The organism is Streptomyces prasinopilosus (assembly GCF_001419695.1).
Classification (GTDB): domain Bacteria; phylum Actinomycetota; class Actinomycetes; order Streptomycetales; family Streptomycetaceae; genus Streptomyces; species Streptomyces prasinopilosus.
Window position 1 is genome coordinate 1 of the sequence record NZ_LIRG01000350.1, and the last position, 11,426, is coordinate 11,426.

Below are 11,426 nucleotides of genomic sequence, written 5' to 3' on the forward strand. Positions count from 1 at the left end.
CCGGCCGCGTCCGGCCCGGCTCCGGCCCTTCCGGCCGCGTCCGGCTCGGACGAGTCGCCCCTCGACCGCTACCGCCGTGCCCTGCGCGCCTCCGTTCTGGTGGAGGCGGTGGTGGCGGTCGTGGTGCTGCTGGTCACGACGGTGCTGACCGGCACCCTCCCGGCCCGGGCGGAGGCCGAGGCCGCGGCGGCCGGGCCGGCACCGGTCGCCGGACTGCCCGCGGCGACGGTGGTCACGATCCCGTACTCCCTCGACGTCCCCGGCGGGAAGGGCAGTGTGCAGATCACCCTGGATCCGGGCCGGGTGGGCGAGAACGGCATCCAGGCGGTGGCCTTCGACCCCGCCGGTGCCCTGGACTCGGTCCCGGAGCTCCGTCTCTCCTTCACCCTCGACGAGAAGGACGTCGGCCCCATCGACGCCGGACTCACCGACCGCGGCGGCTACTGGGCCACCAGCGACCTCAACCTCCCCCTGCCGGGCACCTGGACGATGAAGGCGACGATCAGGGTCTCGGAGGTGGACCAGGTGACCGAGTCCCATCCCCTGCGCATCGAACCCTGAGCCGTCCCGGAACGCGTCCCGGCATCCGCTCCGGTGCGTGTCCCGGCACGCGCCCGGCGCCCGCCCTGCCCGGGCGCGCCGCCCGGCGCGGCTGTGCCCGCCGACGGCCGGCGCACGGCGAAGACCCCGGCTGCCGCGCAGTCCGGGGTCTGTCGTACCCGTTCACCGGGGTGCGGGTCAGCGCACCCCGCGGTGGGGCGCACTCGTGTCCAGGTCCGGGAAGGATGCTTGTGCCTCCTCGTACAGGAAGGTGTCGTCCTCCCCGAAGTCCGGGGCCTGGAAGGGGTCCGCCTCCGGACGGGGAGGCGCCGCGGCGGTCTGGCGCGGCGCCCCCTCCGGGGCGGAGAACAGCGAGGTGGTGTCGATGGGAGGTCTCCGATTCGGTGCGGGGCCATGAAGGGGACTGGCGTGTCGTGACCGGGCCCGGCGGTCCCGGAGCCACGGCTGCGGCCGCGACGTCGGTCGCGGCGGCGGCCCCGGCCCCGGCTGGAACTGGGGTTGCGGCTGTAGCCGGGGCTAAGGCCGCGGCCGCAGCCGAGGCTGCGGCGGGAACTACAGCTTGCTCATCTTCGCGTACGGGCTCAGGATCCGCTCCTGCGCCGAACCGAAATCCACGAGTGCCGCGATTCCGTCCTCGATGCCGATCACCCGGCCGAGACCGTACATGTCGTGCGTGACCTGGTCACCCACCGCGAAGTGCTTGGGCGGCGGTGCGACCGGGGCTTTGAAGGGGCTGGTGGGCAGAATGCGCTTCGATGCAACTGGCTTCGTCATTGTCTCCAGTATGGGCCTGCGAGCGCCGCTTGCTACCGCCCTCCACGATTCGTTGCGTTCGGCTCCGTGGGAAACTCGGGGCGTGATAATCGAACGCGTGTACGTGTCCGCTGTTCCGTCCGACGCGGACGAGGGGGAATGGCCGTGGTCCGTGCCCTGTGTGCGGGGGCTTGTGGCGGACGGTCTGCGCCTCACCGCGCCGGTGACCTACCTGGTCGGTGAGAACGGTTCGGGGAAGTCGACCCTGGTCGAGGCCCTCGCCGAAGGCTTCGGACTGGACTCCTGGGGCGGCTCGCACGACTGGCGTTATGCCAGTCACCGTCCGAAGTCGGTGCTGGGCGAGCACATCCGCTTCGACGCGGCACCGCGCGGACGCCGCATGCTGGGCAGCTGGCGTGCCCGCAGGGGTTTCTTCCTGCGGGCCGAGACGGCGCTGGACGCGCTGGACCGGGAGGGGTTCGCACCGGACGCGGTCAGTCACGGCGAGGGCTTCCTCGCGGCGTTCCGGGGGAAGTTCCTGCATCCCGGCCTGTACGTGATGGACGAGCCGGAGGCGGCGCTGTCGTTCACCTCGTGCCTGGAACTGCTCGGCCATCTCGACCGGCTGGTGAGGAACGGCGGCCAGGTCGTCTGCGCCACGCACTCCCCGCTGCTGACCGCGCTGCCCGGCGCGGACATCGTCGAGGTCGGCGACCACGGCGTGCGCCGGACGGCCTGGGACGAACTCGCCCTGGTCGAGCACTGGCGCCGCTACCTGGCCGACCCGCGGTCCTATCTGCGGCACGTCCTGGACTGAGCCCGGCCGTCCGGCGGCGCCGTGTTCCGCGCGCGGCCGGGCCCCGGCCGGAGCCGGGCACCGGCCCGTCGCGTGACGAACCGGCGCCCGAGGCCGAGGGCCCGAAGGGCAGGACGCGGGCCGGTGCTCGACGGGCCGGTGCTCGACGGGCCGGTCCCGGCGGGCCGGTCCCGGCGGGTCAGCGCTCGACCTCGAAGGTGGCGGCGGAGGGCACGAGCAGGGTGTCGCCGTCCTCGGCCGTCGCCAGTGCCGTGATCTTCCAGGTGCCCGCCTCCAGCGCGGCCGCCTCCGGTGCGGAGACCTTCAGCGTGTAGGTGCAGCGGGAGGCCTCGTCCGAGGTCGTGCGGCAGGTGGCGGTCTCCCGCGCGGCGCGGAGCTCCTTCCCGGTCGGGTCCAGCTCCGAACCGGCGGGCCACGGCAGGACGTGGAGGCTCTCGACGCCCGAGTCGTCGCTCACGTCCGCGGTGAAGGAGAACGAGCCCGTGCCGTCGCCGGACGGAGCGGTGTAGCGGGCCGATGCGCTGTCCAGGGACAGCTCCGCGGGGTTCGAGGCCATGGCGAGACCGGCGGCGGTCCCGCCGGCGAGGAGGGCGCCGGCGAAGGACCCGATGAGAACGCGCTTGGACATGGTGGATCCCCCTGGATCGGTCGAATTCGCTGGAACCGGTCCGAGTCCGCTCGGACGTGCCGGGCCGTGGTGCGGAAGCGGGTGAGGTCGCACCCGCCCGTTCGGCCGGCGGGAAGGCGGCGCGCCCTCCCGCACGGAACGGGAACCGCCGGTGGGGCCGGTGGCGGGGCGTTCTCCCGATGTGATCGAGACTAGGGCCGGGGAGGCCCCCCGGTCCTCGGGCCGGCGGACGATTGCCGCGTGCAACCGGAGGTGGAGAAGGCCGCGCGGTCCGCACCGGGCGGGTAGCACCGCGCCTGTAACCCAGGTGGGAGAAAGGGATCCACCTCCAGTCGGAGTCGGGCCGCCCACCTGCGGACATAGCCTGGGCGTCTCATGAAGCGAACCGACGACCGGCTGCTCCCGGTCCTGCTGATCTGTGCCCAGGCCGTGGTCTGGCCGGGGGCGGCACTGGTGCGCGGGACCGTCCCGTCCGCGTCCGCCCTCCTCCTGGCGGTCCTGGTCGCCGGACCGGTGACGGCCGCGCTGGCCCTGCGCCGGGCCCGGCCGGTGACCACCCTCGTCCTGGTCGTCGCCGCCTGTGCGCTGGGCGCCGGGCCGCTGCCCGCCGGGGCGACGGCGGTGCTCGGGACCGCGGGCGTCGCGCTGGCCCTGTTCACCGTGGCGGCCGAACGGGACGCCTTCACCGCTCTGCTGTGCACGGTCACGCTCGCCGTCTGGCAGGTCCTGTACTGGGTCGGCCTGCACGGGCTCAGCGACCACGACGGGCTCGACCTCGTCCTCACCGCCCTGCTGTACGCCCTCGCCTGCGGGGCCGGCCTGTTCGCACGGCGGGCCCGTCGCGCACGGGAGGCCGCCGAACGGCTGCTGCAACGGGCCGAGTCCGAGCGCCACCGGCTTCCGGCCGCCGAACGGCAGCGTATGGAGCGGGAGTTGCACGATGTCAGCGCCCACCACCTGACGGCCGTGGTGGTCACGGCGGGGGCGGCGCTCGGGCTTCGGGAGAGCCGTCCCGAACTGGCTCAGGAGGCACTCCGGTTCGCCGTCGGGACCGGTCACGAGGTCACCCGCGCGCTCGGCTCGGTGCGGGCCCCCTCGCCCTCGCGTGAGGAACTCCCGTCGCCGGAGGAGCGGTTGCGGGACCTGGTCGAGGGGTTCCGCGGGCTGGGCCGGCACGTGGACCACGAGATCGGCCCCCTGCCGGCCGGTGCCGTGGCCGACGCCGCCTACGGCATCGTGCGCGAGGCGCTGACGAACGTGGTCCGGCACGCCCCCGGCGCGCACACGAAGGTGCGGTGCCGGTACGGCGACACGCGGACGGACGTCGTGGTCACGAGTTCGGCCCCGCCGGCCGGGGCGACGGCGTACGGCGCGCACCTCGGCGGGGGACGCGGCACGGCCTTCCTGCGGTCCCGTGCCCGGGAGGCGGGCGGCACGCTGACCAGCGGCCCCACCGCGGACGGCGGCTGGGAGGTGGCGGCGGTCCTGCCCGGCCGGACCGCCGCCCCGGTGGAGCGGTCCGTCCCGCGCGGCTACCGCCCGGCGCAACTGACGGCCGCGGCCGGCCTCCTCCTGCAACCGTTCCTCCCCGTGCTGATCGTCAGGTCGGAGGAGGTGCCGACCGGGTCGGCGGTGTCCGCCGGCGCGTTCTTCGCCCTGCTCGCCGCGGCGCAGGCGGTCGCGCTGCTGTGGCTGCGCCGGGCGCCCCGCGCGGCCACGGTCGCCCTGCTCGCGCTGGCCCCGCTGTGGCCACCGGCGATGGCGGCCGGCGACTACACCGGGCCGGTCCTCCTGCCGCCCGCGCTGAGCATGCTCGCCACCTGCGGGGCGCTCGCCGTGCACGCCGCCCGCGCGGCCCGTACCGCCGCCGGTCCCTCCCCCGCCGGTGCGTCCTCCGCCGGGGGCCGTCCGCGTCCGCTCCGGTGGCTCCGCTCCGCCGCCGCGGCCGAGGGGGGCGGGTCCCCCGGGGCGGCCGCGGCGGCCGCCCCGGTCGTGGCCGTGGTGGTGCACGCGGCGGCGGCGACCGCCGCCGTCCTGGACCGGGGCACGACGGCCCCCGTCTGGACGGTCGCCGTGCTGGCGACGGCCGGGGTGTCCGTCGCGGCCGGTGCGGCCCACCGGGGCGGGACCCTGCGGGGCCGGCGGGACCGGGCCGCGCGGGGCACGCGCGAGGAGCGCCTCGCCGCCTGGACCGGGGAGGCCGTCCGGGACGCGTGGGCCGAGCGCCGCCGGATCGCCGCCGGACTGGAGGGCACCGTGCTGGCGCGCACCGCCGACATGGTCGCGGAGGCGGAGGCGGGCCGGCTCGACGGCACCGCGGAACGCGCCCGCGAGGCCCTGGCCGCGATGCGCTCCCTCCTCGACACGGTCCGGGAGGGCGGGGCGGAGGCCGCGCGACGGCCGCAGCCCACCCTCCAGGCCCTCGACCTGCTCGCCCACCAGTGCCGGGCCACCGGCCGCGACGTGGAGATACGGCTGACCGACCGGGTGCCCGAACGGCTGCCCACCGCCGTGGACCTGACCGCCTACCACGCGGCGGAAACCGTGCTCGCGGCGAGCCGCGAGGAAGCGGCACTGCTGGAATTCGACGTGCACGAGGGCGCGTTGACGCTCACGGCCACCGGGGTGCCGGGCACCGCCCGCGGTCTCGTGCGGGAACGGCTGACGGCACGGGTCGCGGCACTCGACGGTACGGTGACCACCGGCCCGGCGGACACCGTCCGCCTTCGGCTGCCCCTCGCTCCGCGCCCGGAGGCCACGGGTGCGCCGGCCGCCGGGCAGGGGGACGAGGGGAAGAGGGAACGATGAGCCTCAGGGTGCTGGTCGTCGACGACCAGGGCATCGTACGGGCGGGGTTCGCCGCCGTGATCGGCGCCGAGGAGGACATGACCGTCGTCGGCGAGGCCGCCGACGGGGCCGCCGCGGTACGGCTCGCGGAGGAACTGTCCCCCGACGTGGTGGTGATGGACGTACGGATGCCCGTCCTGGACGGCATCGCCGCCACCCGGATCATCACCGGCGGGGAGAACGCGCCCCGCGTCCTGGTGCTGACCACCTTCGACCTCGACGTGTACGTCTTCGACGCGCTGCGCGCCGGTGCCTCCGGTTTCCTGCTCAAGGACGTGCACCCCTCCGAACTGCTCCGGGGCATCCGCGTGGTGGCCTCGGGCGAGAGCGTGCTCTCCCCGTCCGCGACCCGCCGGCTCATCGGCCACTACGCGTCCGGCGAGCCCACCCGGATCCCCGCCGGGGGCGGCCACCACGAGCTGGACAGCCTGACCGCGCGCGAGCGGTTCGTCCTCACCCTCGTGGCGTCCGGGCTCACCAACATGGAGATCGGCGCCGAACTCGGCATCACCGTCGGCACGGTGAAGTCCCACGTGAACGCGCTGCTGCGCAAGCTCGGGCTGCGCGACCGGGTCCAGGCGACGATCCTCGCGTACGACGTCGGCCTCGCCCACCCGAACCCGCCGGGCGCACACCTCTGACCGCCGTCCATCCCCCCCGGTCCTCTGCGACGCCGCCCCCCCCGGCACCACTGACGACACCGGCACCGACACCGACACCGAGAGACCCACCACCATGACCGATCCCGGCCGGTCCGCCGGACCCGCGCGGCCCGTCAGGACCCTCCTGCACCGGCTGCGCCGCGTCTTCCTCGGTGACGTCCTCGCCGTCGTCTACCTCGGCCTCTGCGCCGCCCTGCTCGGGTGGGCGATCGTGGTGACCTTCGTCGATGCCGGGGAGGACGCGTCCTTCGCCGGGATCGTCCCGCTGCTGGCGACGGCACCGGTCAGTCTGCTGCTGTTCGGGCTGCCGGGCGGTGCCGCGACGTTCCTCGGCGCGGTGGCCGGGGGTGCGCTGGCCAACGCCGCGGTCATCGGCTGGTGCGCCCGCACACTGCGCCGCGGCGGCCGCCCGGACCCCGCCGACTGAGCCGCGGGGCCCCTCAGGGGGAGGGGGCGCCGGGAGAGCCGGTGTCCGCCGTCGGGCGTCGCACACCCCGCCGGGCGTCCCCCGGCCCCGTCAGGCGTCGAACCGGTGGCGGGCGGCATCGATGTGGGTGATGTTCCGGTGCGTCCACTCGCACATCGCGTCGACCGTGGCGAGCAGACCCCGGCCCGGTCCGGTGAGGGTGTACTCGACCCGGGGCGGCACGGTGGGGTGCACCGTGCGCTCGACCAGCCCGTAGCGCTCCAGCATGCGCAGGTTCTGGGTGAGCATCTTGTGGCTGATGCCCTCGACCGCGTCCCGCACCTCGCTGAAGCGCAGGGTCCGGTCGCCGAGTCCTTCGATGATCAGCAGCGCCCACTTGTTGGCGACGTCCGAGAAGATCTCCCGTGCCAGGGAGTCCGCGCGCCTCAGATCCGCGTCCTCGGGCGAGCCCGTGTACTGCTTGGTTCCCATGGGGTCCCCCCGTCACCGAGAAGTGTGTTCTTCCAGGTCGGTCCCGACTCTCCTACAGTGCCTCGGTCACCGCAAGAGAGCATGGTGGCGTGAGGAGGGCGCGGTCCGTCACGGGGCCCGACGCCGGGCCGTCCGACCGGACGCCGCGTGCCGACCCCCTCGCCGTCCGAGCCGGTCCGGCCCGGCCCGGTCCGGTCCGACACCTGGCTCGGCCCGTGCCGGCCGCCCGGTTCCGCGGGGCCGGTCACGTGATCGTGTCCGTCCCCGTCGGGCCGGTGTCCACCGGTTCCGTCCCCGCCCTGTCCGTGCACGTGGGGGCGGGACGCGCGGAGGGACGGCCCGGCGCCGGGAGCGCGTTCCCGCGCACGGCCGGGCACATCAGGGCCGTTGGTCCCTTCGTCCGGCGGACAGTGGGGACTGTTCGGCCCTGTCCGCCCCCCGTACCCCGGCGGCGATCATGTGGCAGCGGCCGGGAAGCGTCGCGTCCGTTCCCGTCCACTCGGCACCTCCCGGCTCGCCGACGCCCGTCCGCACACGTACGGACGGGAACGGAGCGCGTGAACAGAAGGAGAGGGCACCGGCGGTGGCCGAGGGGCAGATACAAGAGGTGGGGACCGCGGGTGCGCACGCCGTGGTCCCCGGCGCGGACGAGGCACTCGAGCGCCCCGGGACCAGCACGCCGGAGACGGTGCGCGCGTCGTGGGTGGACTGGCTGACGACCACCGACCACAAGCGGATCGGGACGCTCTACCTGGTCTCCGCGTTCGTGTTCTTCGGCGTCGGCGGTGTGCTGGCGCTGCTGATGCGCGCGGAGCTGGCCCGGCCCGGCCTGCAGGTCATGTCGAACGAGCAGTTCAACCAGGCGTTCACCATGCACGGTTCGATCATGCTGCTGCTGTTCGCGATGCCGCTGTTCACCGGGTTCGCGAACTGGCTCATGCCGCTCCAGATCGGCGCCCCCGACGTCGCCTTCCCGCGGCTGAACATGCTGGCCTTCTGGCTGTTCCTGTTCGGCTCGCTGATCGCGGCCGGCGGTTTCCTCACCCCCGACGGAGCGGCCAGCTTCGGCTGGTTCCTGTACGCCCCGCTGTCCAGCGAGCTCTACTCACCCGGCCTCGGCTCCGACCTGTGGATCATGGGCGTGGCCCTCTCCGGCTTCGGTTCGATCCTGGGCGCGGTCAACTTCATCACCACGATCATCTGCATGCGCGCCCCCGGCATGACGATGTTCCGCATGCCGATCTTCACCTGGAACGTGCTGCTGACGGGTCTGCTGGTCCTGATGGTGTTCCCGGTCCTGGCGGCGGCGCTCTTCGCGCTGGAGTACGACCGCACGTTCGGCGGGCACATCTTCGACGCCGCGAACGGCGGCGCACTGCTGTGGCAGCACCTGTTCTGGTTCTTCGGCCACCCCGAGGTCTACGTCCTGGCCCTGCCGTTCTTCGGCATCATCTCCGAGATCGTCCCGGTCTTCTCCCGCAAGCCGATCTTCGGCTACATGGGCCTGATCGGCGCGACCATCGCGATCGCGGGCCTGTCGGTGACGGTGTGGGCGCACCACATGTACACCACGGGCGGTGTGCTGCTGCCGTTCTTCTCCTTCATGACCTTCCTGATCGCGATCCCGACCGGGGTGAAGTTCTTCAACTGGATCGGCACCATGTGGAAGGGGTCACTGAGCTTCGAGGCACCCATGCTCTGGGCGACGGGGTTCCTGGTCACCTTCCTCTTCGGCGGTCTGACCGGCGTCATCCTGGCCTCGCCGCCGCTGGACTTCCACCTGTCCGACTCGTACTTCGTCGTCGCGCACTTCCACTACACGCTCTTCGGCACCGTCGTGTACGCGATGTTCGCCGGATTCCACTTCTGGTGGCCGAAGTTCACCGGCAGGATGCTCGACGAACGCCTCGGGAAGATCACCTTCTGGACGCTCACGGTGGGCTTCCACCTCACCTTCCTGGTCCAGCACTGGGTGGGCGTCGAGGGCATGCCCCGCCGCTACGCCGACTACCTGGCCGCGGACGGCTTCACCGCCCTCAACACCCTCTCGTCCATCGGGTCGTTCCTGCTGGGCATGTCGATCCTGCCGTTCCTCTACAACGTCTGGAAGACGGCCAAGTACGGCGAGAAGATCGAGGTCGACGACCCCTGGGGCTACGGCCGCTCGCTGGAGTGGGCCACCTCCTGCCCGCCGCCGCGGCACAACTTCACCTCCCTGCCGCGCATCCGCTCCGAATCCCCGGCCTTCGACCTCCGCCACCCGGAGATCACCGCCCTCGAGGAGGTGCGCTGACCATGTCCCAACCCGTCCTGGCCCTCGGTACGGCGGCGGTGACCGCGGCCGGCTCCGTCTGGTACCTGCCGGCCCTCGCCGACCTGATGGCCGGGGACGACCGGCCCGCCTCCCGCCGCACGGGGGCGGCGGCCTGCCTCAGCGGCTGGAGCACGGCCGCCGCCGTCGCCGTGCTCCTCCTCCTGAGCGACGGCTGGTGGCCGCCCTGCGCGGCGGCCCTGGCGGGCGCGACCGCCACGGCCGGCCTGTGGGCCCGCGCGGCCGTCCACCGCCGGCGCGGCACACGGGAGGCGGCCCGCCTCTGGGCGCAACTGGGGTGGGCCGGTCCCCCCGGACGTTCCCGCGGCGCCTCCGTCGTCGTCGCCGTCGTCCTGACCGGGGGCCTGCTCGCGGCCACGGCCGCGGCGACGGCCACGGTCGTCGGCGTCCTCCGGGACCACGGCCGGGACCCGGTCCCGCTCGGGACGGCCGCGGCCGTCCCCCTCACCCTCGTCGCCCTGGCCCTGGCCCTCGCCGCCGCCGTCGCCGTCGCGCTCACGGCCGCCCGGAGAGCCCGTCACCGCGAGTACGGCGCCCCGGCCCGGACCGTACGGTAGGGAAGGCGCACGGCAGGGCGTCCCGGGACGACGGTCCGCCTCCGGGTACGCGCTCCCGTGAGCCCGTGAGCCCGTGAGCCCGTGAGCCCGGACGGCCGGCGGGCGGTGCACGGCACTAGCCGTAGACCACCGACCACGGACGCGGGGGATCGTCCGGCGGGCGGGGAACACCCCCGCGCCACGGGGTCGCGGTGTGGTCGCGGGCCAGGACGTCGGCCGCGAGTTCCGCGAAGCGGCGGGCGGCCGGGTGAGCGCCGCGCCCCGAGGGCCAGGCGCCGCCGATGCGCAGGGCGAGGGGACGGCCCGCCAGGGGCCGCCAGGCGACGCGGGGCTCCTTGCGGGCCGCGGGCCCCTGGTCGAAGGCGACGCCGTGCCCCGCCGTCACCAGGGCGAGCAGGAACTCGGGGTTCGACGCGTGCCGCACCCGGCCGGGTACGAAGCCCTCCGCACGGCACACGTCGAGGATGCGGTCGTACCAGCCGGGCGCGTGGGCCCGGGGGAAGAGCACCAGGTCGTGGCCGGGGAGTTCGCCGAGCGCCACTTCCGGCAGCCTCGCCAGCGGTGACGTGCGCGGCAGGACGACGCCCAGATCGAGCGAGGTCTCGGGGCCGAGCCGCAGTTCGGTGGTGTCGACGGGATGGTGCACGAGTCCGACGTCGAGCCCGCCGGAGGAGAGCAGCCGCAGCTGCTCCTCGGTGGTGACCTCCTGGAGGTCCACGGACAGCCCGGGGGCGTGGGTGGCGCAGGCGGTGAGCAGGGCGGACAGGACGGCGGCCGTGGTGTCGGGCGGTACGCCCGTGCGGAGCGTGCCGAGGCCCCCGTCGGCGGCGCGGTGGGCCAGGGTGCGCAGTCTCCGTTCCCGGGCGAGCAGTTCGTGGGCCTCGTCCAGCAGCACCGCCCCCGCGGCGCTCAGGCGGACGCCGCGCTGCGAGCGGTCGAACAGCTCCGCGCCGAGTTCCCTCTCCAGCCTGCGGATCGCCTGGCTGAGGGGCGGCTGTGCCATGCCCAGCCGCTCGGCGGCCCGGCTGAAGTGCAACTCGTCGGCTACGGTGACGAAAAGGCGCAGGTGGCGCAAGAGATCCACGGTCCACGACCTTACGGGAAGGCCGCGGCGGGGGTGACGCATTCGGTGACCGGGTCCCACGGACGGTAGCCGGGCCGGGTCCGGTGGACCGCAGCCGGGTCCGGGTCCGGTGGACCGCAGCCGGGTCCGGGTCCGGGTCCGGACCGGCGGCCGAAGGCGGCGGCCGGGGACCGGTGGACGGGGATCGAGAGGCGAGGCCGACGGGTGGGGACCGATGGGTGAGGACCGGGGCGGGACAGTGATCGAGGAGCGGATCCGGCAGGTCTTCGCCGTGGCGGGGGCCGAGG

The 11,426-nt window shown here is 74.5% G+C and carries 10 protein-coding genes and 1 pseudogene; 7 read left to right on the forward strand and 4 right to left on the reverse strand.

Annotated elements, in window-relative coordinates; all coding sequences use genetic code 11:
* Positions 1–561, forward strand: a pseudogene (locus AOK18_RS15675) (transporter); the annotation flags it as partial.
* Between the two features lie 552 nt (positions 562–1,113).
* Here AOK18_RS15675 and AOK18_RS15680 read toward each other — a convergent pair.
* Complete coding sequence (locus AOK18_RS15680) at positions 1,114–1,335, reverse strand: hypothetical protein (protein ID WP_055573121.1); 222 nt, start codon at positions 1,333–1,335, stop codon at positions 1,114–1,116.
* Between the two features lie 82 nt (positions 1,336–1,417).
* Between AOK18_RS15680 and AOK18_RS15685 the strand changes: the two genes are divergently transcribed.
* On the forward strand, positions 1,418–2,131 hold the full coding sequence (locus AOK18_RS15685; protein ID WP_055694759.1) for an AAA family ATPase: 714 nt from the start codon (positions 1,418–1,420) through the stop codon (positions 2,129–2,131).
* A gap of 178 nt (positions 2,132–2,309) precedes the next feature.
* Here the strand turns inward: AOK18_RS15685 and AOK18_RS15690 are convergent, their stop codons facing one another.
* Entirely contained in the window at positions 2,310–2,759 is a 450-nt protein-coding gene (locus AOK18_RS15690) for a DUF5707 domain-containing protein (RefSeq protein ID WP_055694760.1), read from the reverse strand.
* Positions 2,760–3,134: 375 nt separating this feature from the next.
* Here AOK18_RS15690 and AOK18_RS15695 point away from each other — a divergent pair, with 375 nt between their 5' ends.
* The 3 genes from AOK18_RS15695 to AOK18_RS15705 all read left to right on the forward strand — a co-directional run bounded on the left by AOK18_RS15695 (position 3,135) and on the right by AOK18_RS15705 (position 6,695).
* Positions 3,135–5,567 (forward strand): sensor histidine kinase, encoded by a 2,433-nt coding sequence (locus AOK18_RS15695; RefSeq protein WP_055694761.1) that lies wholly within the window; start codon positions 3,135–3,137, stop codon positions 5,565–5,567.
* Complete coding sequence (locus AOK18_RS15700) at positions 5,564–6,247, forward strand: response regulator (RefSeq protein WP_055694762.1); 684 nt, start codon at positions 5,564–5,566, stop codon at positions 6,245–6,247. The genes AOK18_RS15695 and AOK18_RS15700 overlap by 4 nt, the downstream gene beginning before the upstream one ends.
* 94 nt (positions 6,248–6,341) lie before the next feature.
* Complete coding sequence (locus AOK18_RS15705) at positions 6,342–6,695, forward strand: SCO4225 family membrane protein (protein ID WP_055694763.1); 354 nt, start codon at positions 6,342–6,344, stop codon at positions 6,693–6,695.
* Between the two features lie 90 nt (positions 6,696–6,785).
* Here the strand turns inward: AOK18_RS15705 and AOK18_RS15710 are convergent, their stop codons facing one another.
* Entirely contained in the window at positions 6,786–7,166 is a 381-nt protein-coding gene (locus AOK18_RS15710) for a winged helix-turn-helix transcriptional regulator (protein ID WP_055573115.1), read from the reverse strand.
* A 583-nt stretch (positions 7,167–7,749) separates the two neighbouring features.
* Here AOK18_RS15710 and ctaD point away from each other — a divergent pair.
* Both ctaD and AOK18_RS15720 read left to right on the forward strand, forming a co-directional pair.
* Positions 7,750–9,459: an aa3-type cytochrome oxidase subunit I gene (gene ctaD, locus AOK18_RS15715; protein ID WP_055694764.1), complete on the forward strand. Its 1,710-nt coding sequence runs from the start codon at positions 7,750–7,752 to the stop codon at positions 9,457–9,459.
* A gap of 2 nt (positions 9,460–9,461) precedes the next feature.
* Complete coding sequence (locus tag AOK18_RS15720) at positions 9,462–10,055, forward strand: hypothetical protein (RefSeq protein WP_055694765.1); 594 nt, start codon at positions 9,462–9,464, stop codon at positions 10,053–10,055.
* 115 nt (positions 10,056–10,170) lie between these two features.
* Here the strand turns inward: AOK18_RS15720 and AOK18_RS15725 are convergent, their stop codons facing one another.
* Positions 10,171–11,130 (reverse strand): LysR family transcriptional regulator, encoded by a 960-nt coding sequence (locus tag AOK18_RS15725; protein ID WP_055694766.1) that lies wholly within the window; start codon positions 11,128–11,130, stop codon positions 10,171–10,173.
* Positions 11,131–11,426: the final 296 nt, after the last annotated feature.